Here is a 22314-nt window from a genome sequence, read left to right as displayed (position 1 = left end):
ATATAAAGGACAATTTGCTGCAGCTTATAGGCAAGACTCCATTGGTGCGGCTTTCTAATATATATAAAGATGAATACGGAACGGAAATCATAGCCAAAGTGGAATATTTCAATCCGGGAGGCAGTGTAAAGGACAGGGCAGCCTATGCGATGATTGAAGCAGCGGAAACTTCCGGGAAATTAAAAAAAGGGGGTACAATCATTGAACCTACAAGCGGGAATACCGGTATCGGTATGGCTTGGATTGCAGCCCTAAAAGGATATAGAACGATACTGACAATGCCTGAAAGTATGAGTCTTGAACGCAGGAAACTATTGGCGTTCTTGGGGTGTGAAGTAGTTCTGACACCAGCCGCTTCCGGTATGAAAGGAGCTTTGGATAAGGCAGAAGAACTGCAAAGGAATACTCCCGGATCTATTATATTACAACAGTTTTCTAACTCAGCCAATCCTATGGTTCACTACAATACAACAGCAAACGAGATTATGGAGGATTCGGACGGAGTGTTCGATGTTTTTGTTGCTTGTGTAGGTACAGGAGGAACAATAACCGGAACAGGAAAAAGACTGAAGGAGTTAAAGCCGAATGTTAAAATTGTAGCAGTAGAACCGGAGTCATCAGCCGTTTTGTCAGGAGGGCAGGCTGGAAAGCACAGTATTCAGGGCATAGGTGCCGGATTTGTCCCTGATAACTATGATTCAAACACAGTAGATAAAATTATTCAGGTAAAAGATAAAGAGGCTTTTGATATGATGCACAGTTTGGCGAAAAAAGAGGGGCTTCTTGTCGGAATATCTTCCGGTGCAGCAGTTTCAGCCGCTGTTAAACTTGCCTCAAACGATTCTTATAAAGGGAAAAGGATAATTGTACTGCTACCTGATACTGGAGAGAGATACCTTTCTATGAATATATAAATAAACAAAGCCCTTAATGGGCTTTGTTTATTTATAATACAGTTTCAAATCATCTGTTGCAATCTCCTTGCCGTCTTCAAAGGTCAGTGTCTTGCGGTCTATCTCCTTGCCGTTCTTGCGCACGACCACCACCCAGTGCATCGGCTCGTTCACTGCCCCATCATCGCCATCGACCACACCGCCGGAAACGGCAAATTCAATCGCACTGCCTTCAGTGGAAAGCGTAACGGAAGGTACAGCCAGCTGTTCATCGCCAGCCCACAGGCGTTTTGGGTTCCTGTTGCCATAGTTCAGATAATACTCGCAATCCGACTGCATTCGGGACAGGAGCATATAGCGGAACTTCTTGTCATGCTGTAAAACCTCTTCTTTTGTCATATCTTTTCTATTTTAATATCTGTTTAATCCGTTACCTCAAAAAAATAATTCAACTCGTCATCTTTCAGATTTTCAACCGCGTATAGGTCTGCCTGCTTCCATAGGTCATTGTAAAGTGCTGCAACTTCGGGACGGCTCTTGTGATGCTGCCAAATCTTGTGATTGAGAACTAATACCAATTCGGTCAGAAACTTGTAGTCCTCATTCCACTCCTTGAAAGCACGGTTGTATGTGTCCCGGATAGCCGAAAGCCCAAACAGGTCGGCTATTGTGAAATCTTCCCAAAAGGTTGTCTGTACCGTGTAGCCGTTCTCGCTCATAAATTCTCTGAATGTCATAATGCTTCAATTTTAAGTTTGATTTTTTTCCCTCTGATACAATCCTGTACCGGAAGGCTGTTTATTTTTCTGCCCGAGGATTGGCGACCAGTCCAAGAACAAGGATGCTGCGAAAAATACGCTCGCCAGCGGAGACGGTGAGGAAGATTTTTCGCCAGCAAACAAGGAGGTCCTTGAGCGGACTGACAGGCGGCAATCGAAATTTGCAGAAACAATAGACGGCTTACGGTCCGGATTATAGAGGTGTACAGAGAATAATAGAAAAGGGAAAGATATATAAAGGTTAGTCCGGATGAGTCAGAACAGGTTGCCCGGTCCGCAAAAGGGTCTTTCATGCAGAATGAAAGGAATATGCCGCAACACATCCCATAGACGGCTGCGGCATCCATTGCCATGTTTGTCATTCTCACGCGGTCTTTTTTCGGCTTATGGTCTTCCAGCCGTAAACATCGGCGACATACGGATAGAGTGAACGGGTTCTCCGGCGAAAACCTTCCTCGTCGATTTCCCCACTGTAGATTTTGGCGGCAATGCGTTCCGCATCGTCCCTGTCTTTGGCTATACGGTACAAAACATAGTTTGTTCCGTCATGGTGAATCATGCGTCCCCGAATATTGTAGCCGTCACCGTACCACTCGGCTTCATCACATTGGGAGTGCAATATGTCGGCGATATTGCTGCCCAGTATTTGGTAGCCTTGCCTCCGGCCATACCACAGCCCTAAATCGGCAAACACCATGATAACGCCGTCAATGTGCTTGTTCAAGTTATGCCGTTCGTCATCCAAATAGCCGTACACCTCGTCCGCCCATTCTTCATCACTGACAATGTAAGTGTTGTCATCCTGCACCTCACGCTGAAATTCCTGGTATCTTTCTCTTGCATTGTCATCCAACCTGTCCTCGCTCGACCAAATAATCTGTTTCATGTCTTTTAATTTTATAAGTTAATATTCTTCCTGTGCGGCTCAATTTTAACGAAGTCCCTATAGACACATTCGTGCTCTTTCCGGCAAAGTAAGCCGTTGGGTAGAATGTCATTGCCGTATACACAAACATGCACCGCTATTCTACTCTCTGTGTCAAGTAGTTGACAAAACTCTTTCCAGTGTTCAAATTGCGCTTTCGCCATTTCGACCAGAGTCTTTTTCCCTATATTGCCGACCCCATTTTCTTCCAACTGACACAGAACTTCTGCGTTTTCATTGTCGATGATTGCTTTTACCCATCCTTTGAAGCTGTAAATTGTCTCCATTTGATATGATTTTAATTGTTTGTTTTTCTTCCCTCTCTTCGGAGGTTTCGCCTCGTCCGACGGGATTTGATTTTATGTGCAGGATACAAGCCGGAAAGGAGGGAACAAGGCAAGGAGGAAGCGGACAGTCCATGACGATTGCATTTGTGTTCAAGAAGTATTGACGAGCTTGCGAGTTGATGGTTGTTAACCACAAATGTAGCCGCGCCTTGACGGTTCCAGCCCGGCTTAACTTTGCACAGGAAAATCAATGGACGGCGGGACCGGCATGGATGCAGTATAAAAGGAACAGGCTCGAAGAGAATAACAATGAGCATAAGAAAAGCGACCCGAAGGCCGCTTTTGACCAGGAAGCAGGAGATTATTTTTTGCCCCGTTTCGGTTTCGCTGCCGGTTCCGCAGGAGCTTCCTCCTTTTCCGCTGCCGGGTAGAACTTGACGGCTACCATCGTGATGCTATTATGCTCGATGCCGTCTTTGTCTGTCCATCTTTCGGGCTTGAAATAGCCCTCCACGGTAAGCAAGGTACCTTTGGCCAGGTAGTCGAAAGACCCTTTGTTCTCGTTTTTGCGCCACGCTTCAAAATTCAGGAAAGCGGATATCCGGCTGGTCTGATCACCGGACTTCTCCTGACGGCCTACGGCCAGGGAGAAACGTGCTACACTTGCGCTGGTGAAACTGCGGATTTCAGCGTCCTTACCTACGAAACCTGTCACTGTGAATGTGTTCTCAATCTTTTTCATAATTCAATGCTTTTAGAAGTTAAACAAATCAATTTTACGATGCCCAAAAAGTAGGTGCCGCAAAGGGATGCACCAAAGACCGCCAGCAAATACTCTTTATTTTTGGATCAAGCAAAACCGCAGGCCCGATAAAGGAAGATTTGTGCAGCTGTGCATTGGTCAAGGCTTGTCAAGCCGCTCCCGACCGCACACTATCTTTGCGGCGGAAAATGATTGCGACTTCGCCCAAAAGCAGTAGTGAAAAAATAGAACATGAAGCGACGGGCTTCGGAAGGACGTCTCCGCAAGACACAAGCAGGCACACTCTCCCCGTAGTGCCGGCATGAAGTCGGCAGGCCAGCCACACCCTTGACATTGAAGCGGCAAAAAGGAGCCAATGGCGGACCAAAAAGCTCTGCGTGGAGGGTCATGACCGGAAGTTCGACAGCCGGCTTTGCGCAAAGCATCCGGCAGGTGTCTGTTCCGGCTGCAATGGGAAGCAGGAGGCAGGCAGGAAAGCGGGCAGAAATCCCCCTTTGCGGGCAAAAGCATGAGAGGCGCTTTTTTGCGAATGGAATGTGATATAAAAGGGTATGCAGCCAAAAGAAAATAAAAAAGGAAGCCCTGCCCCCGGAAAATAGCCATGATAAAAAGTATCGAAGGTACATATTCCCAATACGCCGTATTGAGAAAATGACCTTGATACACACATATTCCTGTCTTATTTTAATTCTACAATGTCATCTATTCTGCCGTACAATATTGACCTTAATGCAGTCTTGTCAATGGCATAATATTCACAGATTAACCCATGTTGTTTCACAAAATACCGCTTAAGGACATCCGAGAAATCGAAGTGATAGCCATTTAAGGCAATTCCTCGCTTGAAATTAACGCTTTCCTTCACGCTGCGGGTTATCCAATTTTTATCTTCACGGCTCAACTTGCCTCCATTATTGAGGCTCTCACGAAGTTTGTACGCACGGCTATTCCGCAATGTCTCCAGTGCAGGCACTTCCCACTGGACAAATTTGTTTGCTATCGGTGTCATAAGTATATTCTTATTATTCATAAATGATTACTTCATCTCGGTATTCGGATATTTCTTTTCCGCTGGTTAGGGAGACAATGATTCTGTCCCCATAGTCGCCGACAACAGTTCCCTCTGTATAACCCTTGTACGGGGTAAGCAAGGTGCAGCTCTTACCTATGATGTCGGACTGTTCTTCATTCTCGTACATAAACCTGTCTTTATTTGATGTTCCAAACTCCATTTGAAAACGTCCTGAAGCTCACATACTCATTCGCAAGCTCATAAGAATGTATGCGAATGTAAATTCGCTTAGGTACTTCCAGCAAGGCAATCAATTCATCCATTTCTTTTTGAGGACATTCCCATTTAGAGTAAAATTCACTCTCGACACATTGTCCATGTCTCGCAATGTTGCTATCACAGAAATTCTCTTCTATGAACTGCTCAATCGTAATAAGGTCTTTTTCGTTCTCTGTCTGTGCGAAGAAATTGTTTGTTGCGTAATTTGCCATAATCTCAATATTTTAAGTTTTTTTCTTCCCTCTGGTAGCATCCGCTATTTTCGGGCTTGATAAAATTTTGGCGCAACAAAAGGTGTCATGGAACATTCCGGCAAGGTTTCGCAGCAAAATACAACCTCAGTGAAATCGAGGTGGAGATTTTGGTGAGAATCGGCAGACTTGACCTTGTGAACAATGGGGCATGACATATACCTTCGCGACATAATTCTTATCAGGAAGGTCGAAAATCGGTGTGCGGAGTATCGGAAGATGCTTCCCGTATAAAAGAGGGGTGCAGCGAAAAAATAAAAAGGGGGAAGAGAGTTTTTCGGTGATTTGATCAAGGCATCGAAATTCAGTTTAGTTTGGTTTATTAGCTCTATATATAGGCTAAATTAAACTAAACTGTATTTAGGCAGGAAAATGTGACTGCCTATTGATGGAAAGTTGTATCTTTGCATTATCCTGTCGCCATTGAACCATATAATGTGTTTTTTTCTTTTGGCTGCAAAAATAGCCATTGGGAAAGTCAGACGATTTTGCAAGGGGATGTTTGAGCCGTAAGTCTGCTTGTCGAGACACTCAAATGTTACCAAGTGCAAAGAATGAAATCAAATGAAAAGAAAAAAACACAGAATTATCAAAAAAGACAGTTTTGTTTCTAATTTGTTTCTTAGAAGCAACATGAATTTTGTATAATATTGACTTTGAATATATTACAACGGATATATAGAAATTTTCCAGATAAATAAACTAAACCTTATTATACAAGAGAATCTATTGATACAATAATTGCTATGGATTCTCTTGTTTTTTTGTGCTTATTTGTAAAGTGTACTCGAAGGATTTTTATAATGGAATACACTTAATCCTTGCCTTAAAAAAGTATTGCAGCACAAAGCAAATCTGCCTTTCTGAATAATACATCATATACTACATTTAGTAAATTAGCATAGTAGTAAAAACTATAATACTAAAATAATATATTGTAGTAAAATAGTACATACTAAATTTAGTAATTACTAAAAATAGTATTATCTTTGTATTGAATTTAAAGGCAATATGTTATGACAAAAATAATTGCGGTTCTGAACCATAAAGGCGGGGTCGGAAAGACGACCACCACCATCAATCTGGCTGCGGCCCTGCAGCAGAAGAAAAAGCGCGTGCTGGCTATCGACATGGACGGTCAGGCGAACCTTACGGAATCCTTCGGCCTCTCCATTGAGGAGGAACAGACGGTGTACGGGGCGATGAAAGGCAAATACCCTTTACCATTAGTTGAGACGGCAGGCGGTGTAACCGTTGTACCGTCCTGTCTCGATCTCTCGGCAGCCGAGGCCGAACTCATCAACGAGCCGGGGCGGGAACTGATATTGAGCGGGCTGATAGCCAAATCGCTCGATAGTCGGAAATTCGATTATATCCTTATCGACTGCCCGCCCTCGCTGGGATTGCTGACGCTGAATGCCCTTACCGCCGCAGACTATCTGATTATCCCGGTACAGGCACAGTTCCTCGCCATGCGCGGCATGGCCAAGATCATGAATGTGATTGCCACCGTCCAGGAACGCCTGAACCCGAAACTCGCCATCGGCGGCATTGTAATTACCCAGTTCGACAAACGCAAGACGCTGAACAAAAGCGTGGCCGAACTCGTCAAGGATTCATTCTGCGACAAGGTGTTCAAGACCGTAATACGGGACAACGTATCTTTGGCCGAAGCTCCCATAAAGGGCAAGAATATCTTCGAGTATAGCAGGAACAGCAACGGAGCCAAGGATTACATGGCTCTGGCGCAAGAGGTACTGAAATTAAAATAACCCGATATGAGCAAGAGTGATTTACTGAAAGACAGTATGAAAGGCGGACTGGACGGGTTGCTGTCACCCACGAAAAAGACTACCGGCGGAAAACAGCCGGTAGCAGCCCCCACGGAAAAAGAAACGGCGGTTCATTGCAACTTCGTCATCAACAAAAGCATTCATACTCGTATGAAATTCCTCGCCATCAAGAAGAGCATGTCGCTGAAAGACATCGTGAACGAGGCAATGAAAGAGTATCTGGAGAAGAACGAATAGTAAACAGGCATGGCTGCCGCGTCTGCTCACCCCGGAGACGGTAGCCATGCGTCCTTTTTTATCCGCCCGCTGTTTCCATAGGGCGCATTCCTCCTTTATAGTCTTACCATCTTTTTCTTTTTACCTGCCCGCAAGTACAGGCACATTGCCCGTTTTATCCCTATTCTAACCCTGACGGGCATATTCCTTTTCTACCGATTCCCTTACCGCTTTCCCGGCTTCATTCTCTGCCGTCACCGTTGTGTTTTATCAGATGCAAAGGTCCGCTGTCGCGCTTGATACGGCGGCTTGAAGTGCATTTCCTGCAAATTCTTCCTTTCTACGAAAGAGTAATTGGCAGGAAAAGCCGTCGTATGAAGCTGTACCGACAGCCGTGTACCGCATCCGTAAAACCTCAAAGCGGTTCAGGCAGAGAAAGGAACCGAAAGGAGGGAAAGAAAAAAAATAACGTAAAATTGACAGCGATATGGATAAAATCAAATTGGTAGTTTACAACGAGTACGCACTGGGTTATATCATGCCCGAACAACCCGACAAGGTTTGCACGTTGGTAGACAGGGTAACGCTCGGCGCACCGTTTCGGACAATGTTTGAACCCTATTTCATCAGAAAAAACGATACCGTCAGACTGGCAGGCAGAAAAGATTTCGACACATTCCGGCTATCGTTCGAGGGGTACGACAATCCGCAGATGTACGAGTATGACACCACCCGATAAAAACGGCAGTAATCAAACAATCAATTAATAACAACTTAAAATTAATGAATTATGGAAACAGCGAACATTCAGAACATGACGGAGAAAGACATCACTATGGTAGCACTGGCAAACATTCAGCCGAGCAGTTATAACCCACGCAAGCACTTTGACGAGACAAGCCTTGCCGAACTGGCCGAGAGCATTCGCCGACAGGGTGTATTGCAACCCATTGGTGTACGCCCCCTTGCCGACATCGACCGCATGGAGATAGTTTTCGGCGAGCGCAGGTATCGTGCAGCCCTCATGGCAGAACTGGCCGAAATCCCAGCCGTCATCTTGCATGTTTCGGACGAGACCGCCGCCGAAATGGCCGTGACGGAGAACCTGCAACGCAAGGACGTTACCCCCATAGAGGAAGCCAACGCCTACCAAAAACTCATGGAAAGCGGTCGCTACGATGTACAGTCGTTGGCCGTGCAGTTCGGCAAGAACGAGAATTATATCCGTACACGCTTGAAATTCGTCTCACTGATACCCGAAATCGCCGAACTTCTGGAAAAGGACGAAATCACAATCAGCGTGGCGAGCGAAATCTGCCGGTACGGTACGGATATTCAGAAAGAGGTGTACTATAGACACTTGGAAGACAGCGACAGCATGTTGTACGACAGTTGGCGAGGACTGAAAGCCGCCGATGTGGCAAAGTTTATCGAACGGGATTTCACGACAGACCTTAACCATTACGCATTCGACAAGACCCTGTGCGCCTCATGCCCCCACAACACCAACAACATGATGTTGTTCTGCGAGGGCGGTTGTGGAAATTGCGCCAACCGGAGTTGTCTGGCCGAGATGAACGCCTCCTATCTCGTGGAGAAAGCCGTGCAGTTCGTGGAGCAATACCCCTCCGTATCGCTATGCTACCAAGATTTCAACAATAACATGGTTGCGGTGGAACGCCTTACCGCTATGGGGTACGAGGTCGAGCACCTCAATACCTATGCCACGGCATACCCCGAAACGCCGGTAGCACCCGAAAAGGAAGAATACGACACTATCGAGGAATACGAGACGGCATACAAGGAGTACGAGCAGGATTTCAGCAACTATATGGAAAAATGCAAGTCAATCCATGAACGAATCGACACGGGCGAACTCACGTTTTATATCCGTATCGGACAGAATGAAATTACGCTGTGCTATATGGCAAGTGCCGCCGCCAATACGGACATGGCTACCGAAAAACAACTCTCCCCTGTGGAAAAATTGGAACAGCAGGACAAACGTAACAAGGAAATAGCCGTCGAGAAAACCGTTGCAGACGCTAAGAAACAGATTTTGGACGTTGATACGTCTGAAAGCAAATTTACGCAGGACGAGGAAAAGATGATATATTTCTTCCTGCTGTCGTCTCTCCGCAGGGAACACTTTGGGGTATTCGGTATCGGGGAGAAAAAAGCCTACCAACACCTTGAGGACGAAGAAAAAATGAACATCATCGCCAACCTCACGGCCAAGCAGAAAGCCGTTATCCGCAGGGATTTCTTGATAGACAACTTCAAAGGCGCATACGGCAATAACGCTGCTGCCACCCTCTTGCTTGATTTTGCCCGTAAGCACATGCCCGACACGCTCGCCGAAATTGAAAATGGATATAATGAGGTGTATGAGAAACGCCATAAACGTATCGAGGAACGCAAAGCCGCCTTGTTGGCAAAGGAACGGCAGACAAAGCCCGAAGAAGCCGCCGAGGCAGAAAATACACAACCCACGGCAGAGGTACAACCCGAAGAACATACGCAACCCGAAGAGGTCGCAGCTTGACCATAATTCAATAGTAGGACGGAGAAATCCGTCCTACTGTCTAACCAATCAAAAGAGGTAATGATGAAATGTAAGGACTGCAAACATTACAACGGTGCGACAATGCCCGGAACGGGATTGTGCAATGCCACGCAGGCACGTACTTTTGCCACGACGGTCTGTTTCAACGGACTGTTCACCCCGAAAAAACGGCAAGACGAACCGGATAGCAAGACCGGGAAGAAATAGCGCAACGCTACAGAGAGAGAGCCGCAGGAGCGGCTGTCTTTTTTAGCACTGCCGTTGGCAGATCTCCCTTTTTATCCCTTCGTTTTCCTTTTGTACGGAAATCCCTTCGCCAACGGCTCTGCCTGTCGGGACATGCTTTTTCCGGTGCAAAGGTATTGCCTTGGAGGAACATTCAAGTACCGCTACGCTATTTGAACACAATTTTTCAGCAGCTTTCCCGATTTTCAATCGTCCATATTTCGCGGACGCTCAATACCGCAACTATAAAATTCTGCCCAAATTCCTTGCCTGTTTCTCCCTGAAAGGCAATCTTTGATGCACGTAAAATCAAATCCCGACAGGAGAAGCCTGAAGGCTTCCGAAAGGAGGGAAAAAATAAACAGATTGTTCAACTGATTAATGTTAAGATTTTATGGAAATTCAATTTGCTATCGTGCGTTCCGAAAACAGAGAGTATTTGTGCTACAAAGCAGGTGAAGCGTATGTAGATGCCAGCAACCCTATGATTGCCTTTACCGCAGGCGAAGATGAATTTGAAATCGTAGAGCCGGACAGCTCTTTCAGACAGAAAGAATACGAGTTCAGAGGCGAACGATATTACCTCGTACCAGAGTTTTACCGCAATGGTTGGTTAGCTCTCACCTTGGTAATGGTGGAAGATGAAGACGAATATATCGTGCTTTCCGTTAATTTGGAGAAAATGGATGCACTCGGTCTGCCGGACCGTACATTTATCGACGTCAATCATTACCCCGAAGCAATGGAGTTCTTGGTGAAAAACGGACTGGCAACCGATTCCGAATATAAGCGCAGGAGCGGCTTCGTGGAATACCCTATGGCTATGTTGAACCTGCCGCTTCTTTATCAGCATAACCCGCAAATTTTCCAAAAAGCGAACATCGAGCCATTCGGAGAAGAATGCTTTTGAAAAGGATTGTTCCAACGCTTGAAAGTGTCGGGTTCCGAAGATTGAATGTACAAGATGGCGTACTGATAACACAGTCAGTGCGCTATCTCCTTTGTCTTTATCGCCCGCCTTCGTCCTTTTATAGTCAGCCTCCCGGATACCCCGCCACCGCCCGTTTCCTCTTATAATTGCATTCTTTCCCTTTTGTAGCGGCACGAGCCGCCTGTTTCTCCCGTCCGGCTTTCCCGTCCCTCACCGCGCGGGTTTTATCCGATGCGAAAGTCGGTCGTCGCGCTTGATTCGCCGGCTTGAAGTGCACTTCTTGCAAATTCTTCCTTCCCAAGCGAAGCGTAATTGGCAAGAAGAGCCGTCGTATGAAGCTGTGCCGACGACCGTGCACTGCATCAGTAAAACCCCGAAGCGGTTCCGAAGGAAAGGGATCGAAAAAAGGGAAATAAATAATCAATAATTCACAAGACAATGGGAAAATACGATTTTATCAAGACCGGGAATCTGCTTTATTGGCATGACCCGGACAACGGTTTGTCCGATGGGGCTTACCGAGTGATTTCTGCACCGGAAAACATGGAAGACGACAGCATTATTCTGATTTCGTCCGGAACTTCGGAAGCGGAGGTTTTGCCTTCGGAATTATCGCCGATAAGCACGGGCAGAAGTCATAAAGAGGATTTTTTGCGCTGGAAAGCGGAACGGGAAGCCGAAGGTATGGAGTTTTACAATCGCCTTTCCGAAGTCATGGGAACGGAGGACGATTTGGCCGTAGGCGACATGGTAGCATTTACAAACGATTATGGAGTAGTATTCGGCCCCAAGGAGGTATTAGCTTTCAGGAAGCCTTGGAATGGTGACAGATGCGTGTATCTTGACAGCGACGCCTATTGGTTTCCCGACCGTCCCGACCAGTTGACCCTCCTAAGCAAGAAAGGGGCGGAATGACAACGACAAACCCACCCGCCACAAAAACGGGTGGGTTCATTTCCCTTGCATGGAATCCCATGCTCTATTTTAATCGACCCGCACGCACTCCACTCGTGCAGCGATTTCCTTTTCTATCGTTCCTATCCATTCCTCTCCGACACCGGCTTCCCGGCCGTATTCCGGGTAACGCGAGACGATGCCTATGGCCTTTTCTATGAACGGTTCTGCGGCCTTTATACCGTACCGGCGGGCTACTTCCAGCAGGTCTGCCGCAGTAATACCCTCTGTCCGGTTGTTGATAGTCATGCTGTGGCGGTTGACGTAATACGGTGCGTCCGGATCGACCGAGAACGTGTAGTCGTAGGCCGGAGCAACGTGCCAACGCCCGTCGTCGCCCATCAGGAAACTGAAATTCTTGTTATGGTCATCGACGTTCCCGCCCAGCACGTTCAGCACCATCGAGCGGAACAGTTGCCGGAGTTCCCCCGGCGGCACGCCGATACGGCAGGCCGCCTCGAACAGTGCTTCGTAAGAATCCGCCGAGGGGTTCATGGCAGCCAATGTCTGGATATGCACCTTCTTGCCGTTCCGGCGGTCGAAACGCTCGGTCAGGAAGTGCGCTGTCTGCTCACCTTCCAGCAGGCGGCTCGGCATCATCTGAAGCCCGGCGTCTACGGCCATCAGGTAATAACTGTATTCTATCCGTGTCGTCGGCATCTTCTGGTGTTCGTCGAACTTGACGATCATCGGCGTGTAGCCCGGATAAGGGGCCGCCACCTGTCCGGAGTAACATTGTCCTTCCTCGAAATTGACGTTGACCACCGCTTTGGGCCGTCGTCCTCCTGCGGACGTTCCTACCTTGAACAGGCTTTCGACCATCAGGTTGCCCGATACCGGGACGTTGAACCGTCCGGCTTCCTCGAAAGCCTGCCGGGCCAGTTGGTAGAGGTCGGCGATCTCCACCTTGAACGGTGTCTCCAGTTCCTCGGCAGTGGGCGGGATGAACTCCAATGCCCCCATGCCACGCCGTCCGATATAGGCGAGACGGTCGAGGGCGGACAAGTCCCTCATACGGATATGATGCACTTTGGCCCATTCGTTGAACACGGTGTTTCCCCAATGGTCGGGCAGCGAATCGGCGATGAACGACGGCAGACCACCGAAAAGCCGCTCTTCATCGGGATAGACCGGCAGGCCGCGCTGTGCGGCAACCCCTTTTACCGGCGCACGGAGCGGGGCGATGTCGTAGCCGTCGCGGACATAATCGCTGTCGAAGTAGAAACAGGCTTTGCTGCGGTGTCCTTCCCGGCTGGCGACAAGCGTACCGACCTTTTTATCCCACAGTATCACATCGAGACTCTCTATCATTTCTTGCTCCTCCTTACTCGTTTAGGTATCAGTTTTTCGATTTTCCGAAGCGCCATCGGCGGCATGGGAAGTTCCGGCAGAATCTCCGCGAGCCGCTCTTCCTGACCGAGCGCACGCAGCAGGGAGATGAAATTGGCCAAGGTCAGGTTACGGCTGACCCCCTGCTCGAAATGGCTGATAGTCGTCTGGCTTACACCCGATTGTTCGGCCAGCTCCTTCTGGCTCATGCGGGCGGCCAGACGGTACTCCTTGACCCGCTGCGCCAGAAGCGTCAGCATATCGCTGTTTGTGGTATAGTTTGTTGCCTCCATAATATCAATATATCACTATTTATATGCAAATATAGCAATAATTATCCATATATAGATATATAATTTCTCTTTTTTAGCTTCCAGCCGTCCTTTTCTACCGCTTTCAGGTCTCCGTATTCTCCCCCGTCTGGCTTTCCCGTCCGTCACCGCACCGGTTTTTATCGGTGCAAATATGGGCTGTCGCGCCTGATTCCGTCGTTTTGAAGTGCATTTCTTGCAAATTCTTCCTTCTGCGAAGCGTAATTGGCAAGAAAAAACGTCGGAAAGGGCTTTTTCGCCAGCCCTGAAAAGCACCATAAAACCCGAAGCGGCTCCGGCAACAAGGAAGCCGAACAGAGGGAAAGAAAAACAATCATTAAAAATTTAACAAATGAAGACATTAGAAGAATTATTGCAAGAACTGGGGTGCGAAGGTAACGCATTCGACAGCACCGGAGAATTTACAAAAGCGGGAGAAAAGGCGTATGACCGCTTGGAGCATTTGCTGTATGACATAGAAAGGCTTACAGGCAAAGAGGTGACACCCATAATTAGGGAACTTGACAGAATATGCAACGAGAACTATTAAAATTCAAGAATATGGACATTAAAGAAAGCAAAGAGTACCGCCTCGCCAAAGATTGGGAAATGGCGGTGAACAGTTTCAGTTTCAACCCCGAACGGTTTGCGGCGGCAATCCCCGACATGCACCCTACAAACCAGCAAAGCCTCTATCGCCTGATTAAGGCGTGTATCAAGGTCATGGCGGACGAAACACGCCGTTACGATGACCGGAACCGGGCATCGCACGAGGAAGCGAAGCATATCATGGAATACCTCAATGAACACGGAAAAAATATACCATTAATATAAAAACGACAATATGAAAACAACTAAGATTCAATTCAACGGCAGGTCTTATTACTCCCGCATCGTGGAATCCGTCGATGGCGAAGAACTGCTTATCGGTTCGACAATCCTGCTCGATGCCTTGCAGCCCGGCAGTTTCAATGACGAGAACGAAGGTTTTGCCAGTAAAGAAGCCGAAAGAATTTATGACGAGATTTTCTTCTTTACCGACGAGAGAACGCTTCAGCTTCCCGAAAACGAGTTGATAGCCGAACTCAAGAAGGATAACCCCGATTGGTTCGAGTAAATCATGGAATAATAATTTATAAACTTAGAGTTATGGAAAAAGAATATGTAATGCAGGTCGCACAGACCATTAAGGAACAGTTAGTAGCGTTAACCCCCATGACCGTCCTCATGTCGTGGGATATCAAAGAGTTTGCCGCCACCCTATACAGGGATTTGCCGGCGCTCCGCATCAAGGTGAACGGACGGCTGCACGCAGGGTACGTCATCGTCGCGCTCAACGGATCGGATTATTACGAGGTCTATCTTGTGAAAGGAATGGAAGTGGAATGTGTGAACGAAGAGGTTTGTTTCGACGAGTTGGGAGACGTGATCGACCGGGCTATCGAGAGCGGCACGGACAAAGCCGAGTACGACAAATTCTGCGAACAGGAGCGACAGAATTTATATGTAACTGTTGTCACTGTCTGATTCCTCTTTTTGGGGGATGAAAGCCGTGCCTTTCGGAAAACGAACAGGGTACGGCTTTTTCTGTGCATAATACAGAAATAAAAATCTGCTGTTCGTATAACAGATTATCTGTGGCAATCGCTCCCTTTTATATTGGGAGTGCCGGTTCATAAACTCTGTTTGTGTGACAGTCCGTCGGGCTTGTATTGAAAAGTACCCATATCAGCAGGATTTTGCTCTCTATTACTTAATGATGTTGTTCTATTTTTGCAGCCTGTAAATCAACGATATGTAATAAATGGATTATATCAACAAAATATTTAAGACAGTATCAATTAAGGATAACCGACGGATTATTGAACTTTATTTTCAGGAATTGTATTGTTGTGCGCCACTTTCCAACAAAACCCTGTCTCAAAAATTACTCTTGCCGGTACCTATCGTGACCGCCATAAAGAACGAAGGTATCAAGCTGGGCATATTTGAACAATGCGGCAGAGGCGTAGGGCTTACTCATAACGGAAAGGACTATGTGGAACAAGCTCTTGGATTCAAGGGAATTGACCTCTGCCTGTATCGCCGACTGGCGGAAAGCGAACAGGCAAGGGACGCATACGCTGACGCGCTGAGTAAAAAATACCGTGCGGCATTCGACGAACGCCCCGTAGCGGATGTAGCACTGGACCAAGCCCAATGTACCGTACAGACGGCATTCCGCAGGGCTTTGCTCTGCTTGGCAAACGGCACATTGACAAGCAGACAAATCGTATGCATGGGCGATGATGATTTTGTCAGCCTTGCCATCGGGTTTCTGCTGAAAGAACTTTATCCCGGTCCAAGCATCTGCCCGACACACATCCATGTACTTGAGATGGACGGTCGTTATATCGAGTGTCTGAACCGGCTCTCCGAGCGGTTCTCCCTCCCGATAAGCTGCGAGCAAGTGGATTTGAGAATGCCTTTGCCTCCGCATTTGTGCGGGCGTTTCGACTGCCTGTTCACCGATCCGCCTTATACGCAAGAGGGAGCTTCCTTGTTCCTGTCACGTGCCATTAGCGTACTGAAAGAAGAGTCCGGATTGAGAATCTTTTTCTCGTTCGGGAACAAGTCGGCAACGGAGGTTTACTTTCTGCAAAAATGTTTCCAACTGCACGGACTGGCCATCAAAGATATGTTTACCCGGTTCAATGAATACATGGGCGCATCTCTTTTGGGCAACAAAGGACAGCTCTTTGTCTTGGAAACGACAGAACGTACACGCGCCTTGTTCCCTCTCGAAAAACGAGGACGCGATGACATCTACACCGCAGACCGCAATTTCCGGCAAAACCGTTACCGCTGCCGGCAATGCAGCAAAGTCTATGCCGTGGGGAAAGAGGCGGAATATCAGACCATCAGGGAGTTGAAAAAACAAGGCTGCAGTGTATGTGGAGCTACGGTTTTCGACAGACTGCATAAAAACGGGAATACGGATAAAAAGCAGTACCTTCCCTTGGGGCATCACATCCTTGCAGACTTTTACAACTGCGACCCGGAAAAACTGGACGATGTGGAACAGATTCGCACATTCATGCACGAAGCGGCAGTAAGTGCCGGAGCGACCATCGTGCAGGAAAACTTTCACAAATATGCTCCTATAGGTGTGAGTGGCGTCGTGGTCATCCAAGAATCCCATCTGACCATACACACGTGGCCGGAGTGTGGTTATGCCGCTGTCGATTTGTTCACATGCGGCACCAATGTCCGTCCGTGGACTGCTTTCGACTATTTGCAGGAGCGGCTCGGATGTGCGAAAGTGGAATACAGCGATTTGATGCGGGGAGCCTATGAGCGACCAAGCCTGTTGCGGTATTCGGAAACGGAACAGCCGGCCATGCGGCGGAAAAAGCGGCAAAGGTACGACGCGTCTTCGAAATGGAACAGACGGGCCAAGTCTTTGACGGACTGCTCTGTGTTGTCCAAATAGCGTTTGAGTTCCGTTACGACAAACAGGTCAATGATTTCCTTCGGAGTCCGCTGTTCTATTTTGCAGGTTATCTTATAAAGGTAATCGGTCGTGATGCAAAGCCTGTCCGCATAATATCGTACATCTCTTTTTACATGGAAATTCTTAGCCAGCAGTGACATGAACTTGCCGAACAGCACCCTTGACTGATCCTTTTGATAGCACTTGCCCAAGTCGGGAAACATCGGCTTGAACACAATATCTAAAGCCAGAAAAACATTGTAAATGCAATTTTGCAGGATGTTTTTCCGGCTTTCTTCATTACCGTTCTCCATCGCCCATATCATCTGCTTGAACACTCCGTCTGCCAATGAGTATTGTGCTTCCGAAAGTCGGCAGACTGGGTATTCATACAGTCCGTCCCAAAATGCGGGGGAAGTCATTTTGTAGAAAATCTCCCCTGTCAGTTCCAATGACAAGGATATATATTCTGCCGTGAATGAAGGAGAAACACACAGCGGTGCAAATAAGGTGTCCGAAAACAACACAAGCAAATCACCTTTGCGGAATGTCCGTTTTCGTGTATTGGTGGTTACGACAGCCCGGCCTTCAACGCATAACAGCATGGTACACCCGTTTGCCACGAAAGGCAATTTCCCTGACAAGTCACGCAGGCTTGTTCTTCCGTGTTTGTATTGTTCGCCATGCGAGAGAGCAAAACTTTGTATGCCGGGCGTTATCATAACAATTTCCTTTCCATCGTTACATGGGTTGGCTCGAAGCAATGCTTTTTATACAAAGAGCGCATCGGTACGTTCCCGGCATGAACCTTACCGACAATATAAGTCGCCTTGCACTCTCTCGCATATTCTATGCTTTTTTCAAACAGGTCGTCTACGATTTGCATTCCTCGGATGCACTCATCCGCATAAATGGACTTGAAGTTGGCATAAACCTCTCCGGTCAGGCTATTCCGTTTTTTCTCCATCCATACCCAGCCCACAATTTTACCGGATTCCGTATCTTCTATCACGGTCATTCCGCGTCGGTCTTTTGCCTTGGCTAATTTCTTGCAGTGGAACTCGAGGTCAGTAATAGCCTTTTCTCCGAATGAGATTTCAGAAATTTCAATTTCAAATTTTGCCACCGCCCCAAAGTCTTCCTCTTTTATTTCTCGCATATTGTACATGATTCCAAATATTGTTTTTTCGTTAACACCAATCTGTCCGGCATAATGCCCATAAAAAATCAAAACAGTTTCTTATCGTTTCTCCGGAAACAAGAATGCCCGTAGCTTTTCCACTCCCGTCTTGTGCTTTCGGGGATTGCTCTTTTTCAGTTTGGCTATATTCTGCAATTTCCATTTTACGGACGGATAGCGGCTTAAATCCCCGGCACAGCATTTTTCCCAATCGAGTTCGCCGTTCTCAAATGACAGAAGAAATTCCCGGTCCGTTTCGGTCAGGCTGTCGTTTACCTGTTGAATAAGGTTACGCCTTGCCTCTTCATAATCCGCATACGTGAATGGAGTATCGGACATTCCTTCGAACTGGTTTTCCAGAGCTTCCGTCTGGTCGATGGCGTTCGGCTGCAAGGATTCAATGACAGGCTTGTCGCTCCCCAACAGGCAAAGCATGAAGCCGTTCTTGACATCATGGAACGACACCGTTTCCATATACTTGCAATCGAACAGGTCTCGTGGGTGCTGGCGGCTTAATGCCGCTGCAATCTTGCCACCGTACAGTTGCGAATAAGAGACGGTACGTGCTTTGCAGGTCATATTGAACTCCGTTTCAGCCCGTTCGCACAGTTTCCTGTCCTCCGTCTCTCCGATGATGCCCCGCTTTGTTCCGTTCACTTCGATTTTGACGGTAGCACCGTCCAAGGTACACTGCAATTTCCAGACATCAGGCTTGTGGATCACCCTGATGCCCGATATGGATTTCTCTATGCTGCTTTTCAAGGTTCGCAGGTGGGAGTTGATGGCTTCCAGGCTCTCGGCCCTTTCCTGCACGGGAATATAGGTGAGGTCTATATCGACTGAATAGCGAGGCATGTTCTTATGGAACAGGTTGATAGCCGTACCTCCATGCACGGCGAAATCTTTGATGCGGTACACGGACGGCATAATGCGTATCAGCAATGCCACCTGTTTTTTATAGATGTCATTCATATTCGTTCAGTTCTTTGGGTACGGTTATTTTATATTTGGAGATGTAGACCCCGTTTTTTGCCAACTGCAATTTGGAGGTTCCCAATTCTATTTTTGACATATCGAGAGCATCAAGCCAATAGTGTCCCGCTTTTTCCGCCATGTAAAGGAACATGCGCTTTACTTTCAGGCTCTTGGTCGTTTCGAGCAGTCGCTGTAGCATTTCGGGACGCAGCGTCGTCAGTTGTTCCATCATGTAGAACAAGTCCATATAGGAATATTGCTGCGGTGCGAGCAGAAGGCATTCCAGGAATGCCTGTTCGGGCGTGGAAACCAGCAGGTCCACTTCGTCTTTCACAATCGTTGTGGTCTGCGGTTCTGAAAAGGTATCGGTGGAAAACGGTTTTATCATCCTGTCGAAAACATCGTTGCGTATCCATTCCGGAACACGCTGTTTGCCATGTGCCACCATCAGCAACGGTTTACCCATAGGCACATAATGATTGAAGCCGAACAGTTCCAATGCGGAATGCGCCGCAATACGGAACTTCTTGCCTAATTGCCTGTTGTAGCAAGACAGGGCAGCGTATGCCGACAGGTTGTCTCCCGTGCGGTACATGACCCCCTTTGACAACATCGCAAGCCAACCGGATTCCCGGTATCTTTTTATCAACTGGTCGGAATAGCCGTTCTTTTTCAGCCACTCGGAGAATAACAGCCCTTTTGGAGTGGAGGAAAGCAACAGTTGGTTTATTTTGCTTTTTTGTTCTATATCCACAGTATATTATTTGTATTTTATTTCAACTGCAAAGGTAACATTATTTTCCGTTTCAAGAGTTATAAGAGTTGTTTTTGTTTTGGGATAATATACTTTTTGTATAGTATTGAATGGCAAGACCAACTCCACAAGATTTTCAGCAATAGGCAAGGAATACCAAAACGCCTGCAATAATCAATGAATCATTGCAGGCGTTTTTCTACTTTCCCTCATATCGGAATCCGGCTTTCTATTTTGCCCCGCGTTTGTTCAGCACGTCCTTTATCATTTCTTTCACCTCCATTCCCACATTCACAAAATTCCGGTAAAGAATGCGTTCCCGTTCCTCTCTCGACTTGAACGTGTAGAACTTCGGCAACGGTACATACGCCGCTTCCTCCTTCTTGATTTCCTTCATGTCAAAATCCGTCTTGCAGAAGAACTTCGAGGTCTTGAACTCCTCCGCTTCCTGCACGTTCATCGAGCCGCCTATGCCGGTTTTTGTTTGGATGAAGTCTCGTGCCGTCTGGCCGCAGATCCAGCCCGTCGGCATATCCGAGATTTTCGAGGCGGGTACGAGGCTGTCCATATTTTCGTTCAGGTTGATGGAAGTCTTGTCCCGGTCTATCGTGACACCCTTCTTGATTTGTACCACCTTGCCGAAGATGTCGCTCGACAGCCATTCCAGCGTTTCCTTGGCACGGGCCGAACCGCTCACTACGTTACCCACCGTCGTGATGATTTTCTGCATACCCACTTTCCCGTAATCCGCTTCGAGCTGCGGCAGTTCCTGGAAGCCGAGCGTCACGCTCACCTTGTTGCTTCGTGCCGTACCGATCAGGCGGTCTATCTTGTGGAAGTAGAGCGTCGGTAGCTCGTCCACGATAATGCTCACGGGGACATTTTTGCCCTGTCCCGTATTCACACGGGTAACGAGGCGGTTCAGGATAAGGGCGTTCAACGCTCCGATAATGCTTTCCATTTCCGGATCGTTCGCTATCAGCAGGTAGCTCGGATTCTTCGGGTCGCTCACTTTCAAGTCGAAGTCATCACCGTCACGGTGGAATATCCAGTAACTCTCTTTGGTCGCCAGACGAGAGGTATAGACGCGCAATGTACCGATCATACCTTCCAACTGTTCCATCGCGCGATTTTTCAAAGCGGTCTGGAACGGGCCGAGCAGCGGGGCAACCTCGTTGTCGGTCTCCAGTACCTCGAAGATGGTCTGGTAACTCTCATTGAGAAATGACAGGATGTGCGGCATGTCCGAATACTTGCCTAACCAGTAGGCAGGCTCAACGATTACCCCGCCCTCTTTGTCGCGTACCACACCCGTCGGTTTCCAGAATTTCGTCTCCGGGTCCTGCCGTTTTTCGGCGTACAGTTTGTTTCCCTTGGCATCGTAAGGCTCGCGCTCGTAATTCACGAAGAAGTAGATGCAGGCGGCAAGGAAGTTCACCGCCGAAGTCTGGAAAAACTGGTCGCTGCCGCCGCCTCCCTCTTTCTTGCCTTTCTGCAAGCTCTCCAGCAGCGTCTCCGCCGTTTCGCTCGCCGCAGCGAGGTTGTTGATGTATTTCGCCTGAATGGGATTTACCCGGCGGCTGTACTCCACGTCCACGAAATTGATCATGTTGAACTGGCAGCCTTGGGGCAGCTTTCCCAGCTTCTGGTTTTTCTTGTAGTGGTAGTACAGCTTCGTGGCCAGCGTCGGGAACTTGTAGTCATAGACCACCATTGCGAATCCCTTGGCCGAGTGCTGCCGGATAAACGGCTCGATGATACTGAATGTCTTGCCCGACCCCGGTGTTCCGACTACCCATGTTCCACGAAAACAGTTGGTTATATTGGTCCAGCCTTTACGGAACTTGCCCTTGTAGTAATACCGCATGGGGATATTCACGCTGTACGGAGTCTCTATCAGTTCCTCGCATTGCTCGAAACTTTCGTTCTCGAAATTGAAACGGTCCTTCATCAGTCCCTCCTTGAGGAATTTTGAAATGTTATCCAGTGCCACATGCACGAGGATAACCCCCGTGAGCGAGGCCGCCATGTATAGGATAATGTTCAGCGGCAGCGTGTAGAACCGCGTCTCCATCGGATGGCCGAACAGCCATACGGACAGCACTAACAGGGCAAAGCCGCTCACGAGCGGGTATAAGACCTGCCTCCGGGCGTTGAACTCCAAATGTTTCTTGGCTCTGGTGCCGATACAGGTAATACAGATCAGCAGCACCGTGGCGACCTTGCTGTACACGAGGTTGCCGTCGTTATAGATGGCCCACCGTTTGATACGTCCGTGAATGTCGCAGAGTATGCCGCCCCAGTGGTCCAGCACGGCCGGGTCGATGGCATACTCGAAAAACTCCATCAGTACGGAGACATACACCACCGCACGGAATATCCGGTAAAATCCCTGTAATTCCTTGCTCTCTTCCATTGA

At 47.8% G+C, this 22314-nt stretch carries 27 protein-coding genes and 2 pseudogenes; 13 read left to right on the top strand and 16 right to left on the bottom strand.

The genetic code is table 11. The annotated features are described in order from the left end of the window. Nucleotides 1–2: 2 nt before the first annotated feature. Nucleotides 3–914 carry a cysteine synthase A gene (gene cysK, locus AB5903_RS03855; RefSeq protein WP_368117654.1) on the top strand — a complete coding sequence of 304 codons (912 nt, stop codon included), beginning with the start codon at nt 3–5 and terminating at the stop codon, nt 912–914. Nucleotides 915–1157: 243 nt separating this feature from the next. Here cysK and AB5903_RS03850 read toward each other — a convergent pair. The 8 genes and pseudogenes from AB5903_RS03850 to AB5903_RS03815 all read right to left on the bottom strand — a co-directional run. Next, nucleotides 1158–1292 (bottom strand): annotated as a pseudogene (locus AB5903_RS03850) (LPD11 domain-containing protein); the annotation flags it as partial. A gap of 23 nt (nt 1293–1315) precedes the next feature. After that, nucleotides 1316–1630, bottom strand: coding sequence for a hypothetical protein (locus tag AB5903_RS03845; RefSeq protein ID WP_149927845.1), 315 nt, complete (start codon nt 1628–1630; stop codon nt 1316–1318). A 406-nt stretch (nt 1631–2036) separates the two neighbouring features. Beyond that, nucleotides 2037–2558 (bottom strand): hypothetical protein, encoded by a 522-nt coding sequence (locus tag AB5903_RS03840; RefSeq protein WP_149927844.1) that lies wholly within the window; start codon nt 2556–2558, stop codon nt 2037–2039. A gap of 11 nt (nt 2559–2569) precedes the next feature. Further along, entirely contained in the window at nt 2570–2884 is a 315-nt protein-coding gene (locus AB5903_RS03835) for a hypothetical protein (RefSeq protein ID WP_087397947.1), read from the bottom strand. 361 nt (nt 2885–3245) lie between these two features. Then, on the bottom strand, nt 3246–3626 hold the full coding sequence (locus AB5903_RS03830) for a single-stranded DNA-binding protein (protein ID WP_087397948.1): 381 nt from the start codon (nt 3624–3626) through the stop codon (nt 3246–3248). 700 nt (nt 3627–4326) lie between these two features. Continuing rightward, nucleotides 4327–4656, bottom strand: coding sequence for a molybdenum ABC transporter ATP-binding protein (locus AB5903_RS03825; RefSeq protein ID WP_149927875.1), 330 nt, complete (start codon nt 4654–4656; stop codon nt 4327–4329). A 13-nt stretch (nt 4657–4669) separates the two neighbouring features. Continuing rightward, complete coding sequence (locus AB5903_RS03820) at nt 4670–4846, bottom strand: hypothetical protein (RefSeq protein WP_013616425.1); 177 nt, start codon at nt 4844–4846, stop codon at nt 4670–4672. Between the two features lie 10 nt (nt 4847–4856). After that, entirely contained in the window at nt 4857–5150 is a 294-nt protein-coding gene (locus AB5903_RS03815; RefSeq protein WP_149927842.1) for a hypothetical protein, read from the bottom strand. A gap of 1055 nt (nt 5151–6205) precedes the next feature. Here AB5903_RS03815 and AB5903_RS03810 point away from each other — a divergent pair. The 6 genes from AB5903_RS03810 to AB5903_RS03785 all read left to right on the top strand — a co-directional run bounded on the left by AB5903_RS03810 (nt 6206) and on the right by AB5903_RS03785 (nt 10899). Continuing rightward, nucleotides 6206–6961, top strand: coding sequence for a ParA family protein (locus AB5903_RS03810; RefSeq protein WP_149923606.1), 756 nt, complete (start codon nt 6206–6208; stop codon nt 6959–6961). Between the two features lie 6 nt (nt 6962–6967). Beyond that, nucleotides 6968–7219 (top strand): plasmid partition protein ParG, encoded by a 252-nt coding sequence (locus tag AB5903_RS03805; RefSeq protein ID WP_149923607.1) that lies wholly within the window; start codon nt 6968–6970, stop codon nt 7217–7219. Nucleotides 7220–7685: 466 nt separating this feature from the next. Further along, the gene (locus AB5903_RS03800) at nt 7686–7937 is read left to right on the top strand and encodes a hypothetical protein (RefSeq protein ID WP_149923608.1); all 252 of its coding nucleotides are present in this window, start codon (nt 7686–7688) and stop codon (nt 7935–7937) included. Between the two features lie 51 nt (nt 7938–7988). Beyond that, on the top strand, nt 7989–9743 hold the full coding sequence (locus AB5903_RS03795) for a ParB/RepB/Spo0J family partition protein (RefSeq protein WP_149923609.1): 1755 nt from the start codon (nt 7989–7991) through the stop codon (nt 9741–9743). A 60-nt stretch (nt 9744–9803) separates the two neighbouring features. After that, the gene (locus AB5903_RS03790) at nt 9804–9971 is read left to right on the top strand and encodes a hypothetical protein (protein ID WP_165450460.1); all 168 of its coding nucleotides are present in this window, start codon (nt 9804–9806) and stop codon (nt 9969–9971) included. A gap of 412 nt (nt 9972–10383) precedes the next feature. Continuing rightward, a complete protein-coding gene (locus AB5903_RS03785) occupies nt 10384–10899 on the top strand; it encodes a DUF4313 domain-containing protein (RefSeq protein ID WP_149923610.1) in 516 nt (171 codons plus the stop codon). Nucleotides 10900–11023: 124 nt separating this feature from the next. Here the strand turns inward: AB5903_RS03785 and AB5903_RS03780 are convergent, their stop codons facing one another. After that, on the bottom strand, nt 11024–11221 hold the full coding sequence (locus AB5903_RS03780; RefSeq protein ID WP_162487389.1) for a hypothetical protein: 198 nt from the start codon (nt 11219–11221) through the stop codon (nt 11024–11026). Between the two features lie 137 nt (nt 11222–11358). On the opposite strand from AB5903_RS03780, the gene AB5903_RS03775 reads away from it, so the two are divergent. After that, nucleotides 11359–11835 (top strand): hypothetical protein, encoded by a 477-nt coding sequence (locus AB5903_RS03775; protein WP_149923611.1) that lies wholly within the window; start codon nt 11359–11361, stop codon nt 11833–11835. Nucleotides 11836–11904: 69 nt separating this feature from the next. Here the strand turns inward: AB5903_RS03775 and AB5903_RS03770 are convergent, their stop codons facing one another. Together AB5903_RS03770 and AB5903_RS03765 are read right to left on the bottom strand one after the other, a co-directional pair. Beyond that, nucleotides 11905–13185, bottom strand: coding sequence for a type II toxin-antitoxin system HipA family toxin (locus AB5903_RS03770; RefSeq protein ID WP_149923612.1), 1281 nt, complete (start codon nt 13183–13185; stop codon nt 11905–11907). Beyond that, nucleotides 13182–13496, bottom strand: coding sequence for a helix-turn-helix domain-containing protein (locus AB5903_RS03765; RefSeq protein WP_149923613.1), 315 nt, complete (start codon nt 13494–13496; stop codon nt 13182–13184). Before AB5903_RS03765 ends, AB5903_RS03770 begins: the two co-directional genes overlap by 4 nt. Nucleotides 13497–13866: 370 nt before the next feature. On the opposite strand from AB5903_RS03765, the gene AB5903_RS03760 reads away from it, so the two are divergent. From AB5903_RS03760 to speD, 5 genes and pseudogenes are all read left to right on the top strand, one after another. Next, entirely contained in the window at nt 13867–14064 is a 198-nt protein-coding gene (locus AB5903_RS03760) for a hypothetical protein (protein WP_032953696.1), read from the top strand. A gap of 11 nt (nt 14065–14075) precedes the next feature. Next, nucleotides 14076–14348: a hypothetical protein gene (locus AB5903_RS03755; protein WP_172681100.1), complete on the top strand. Its 273-nt coding sequence runs from the start codon at nt 14076–14078 to the stop codon at nt 14346–14348. Nucleotides 14349–14358: 10 nt separating this feature from the next. Beyond that, nucleotides 14359–14631, top strand: coding sequence for a hypothetical protein (locus tag AB5903_RS03750; protein ID WP_007569311.1), 273 nt, complete (start codon nt 14359–14361; stop codon nt 14629–14631). Nucleotides 14632–14663: 32 nt separating this feature from the next. Then, nucleotides 14664–15041, top strand: coding sequence for a hypothetical protein (locus tag AB5903_RS03745; protein ID WP_149923614.1), 378 nt, complete (start codon nt 14664–14666; stop codon nt 15039–15041). A gap of 277 nt (nt 15042–15318) precedes the next feature. Beyond that, nucleotides 15319–16830, top strand: a pseudogene (gene speD, locus AB5903_RS03740) (adenosylmethionine decarboxylase); the annotation flags it as partial. A gap of 14 nt (nt 16831–16844) precedes the next feature. Here the strand turns inward: speD and AB5903_RS03735 are convergent. The 5 genes from AB5903_RS03735 to AB5903_RS03715 all read right to left on the bottom strand — a co-directional run bounded on the left by AB5903_RS03735 (nt 16845) and on the right by AB5903_RS03715 (nt 22311). Then, nucleotides 16845–17708 carry an AraC family transcriptional regulator gene (locus AB5903_RS03735; protein WP_149923616.1) on the bottom strand — a complete coding sequence of 288 codons (864 nt, stop codon included), beginning with the start codon at nt 17706–17708 and terminating at the stop codon, nt 16845–16847. Next, the gene (locus AB5903_RS03730) at nt 17705–18154 is read right to left on the bottom strand and encodes a GNAT family N-acetyltransferase (RefSeq protein ID WP_117858349.1); all 450 of its coding nucleotides are present in this window, start codon (nt 18152–18154) and stop codon (nt 17705–17707) included. Before AB5903_RS03730 ends, AB5903_RS03735 begins: the two co-directional genes overlap by 4 nt. Before the next feature lie 72 nt (nt 18155–18226). Continuing rightward, nucleotides 18227–19138, bottom strand: coding sequence for a nucleotidyl transferase AbiEii/AbiGii toxin family protein (locus AB5903_RS03725; RefSeq protein ID WP_149923617.1), 912 nt, complete (start codon nt 19136–19138; stop codon nt 18227–18229). Continuing rightward, nucleotides 19131–19895, bottom strand: coding sequence for a type IV toxin-antitoxin system AbiEi family antitoxin (locus tag AB5903_RS03720; protein WP_149923618.1), 765 nt, complete (start codon nt 19893–19895; stop codon nt 19131–19133). Before AB5903_RS03720 ends, AB5903_RS03725 begins: the two co-directional genes overlap by 8 nt. A 229-nt stretch (nt 19896–20124) precedes the next feature. Further along, a complete protein-coding gene (locus tag AB5903_RS03715) occupies nt 20125–22311 on the bottom strand; it encodes a type IV secretory system conjugative DNA transfer family protein (protein ID WP_149923619.1) in 2187 nt (728 codons plus the stop codon). Between the last annotated feature and the right edge of the window lie 3 nt (nt 22312–22314).

The sequence above is a fragment of the Bacteroides sp. 2201st1_D9_2201SCRN_220225 genome (assembly GCF_040928965.1).
GTDB lineage: Bacteria > Bacteroidota > Bacteroidia > Bacteroidales > Bacteroidaceae > Bacteroides > Bacteroides stercoris.
The sequence above is the reverse complement of the archived record's forward strand: the minus strand, read 5'-3'. Positions and strand labels throughout refer to the sequence as shown.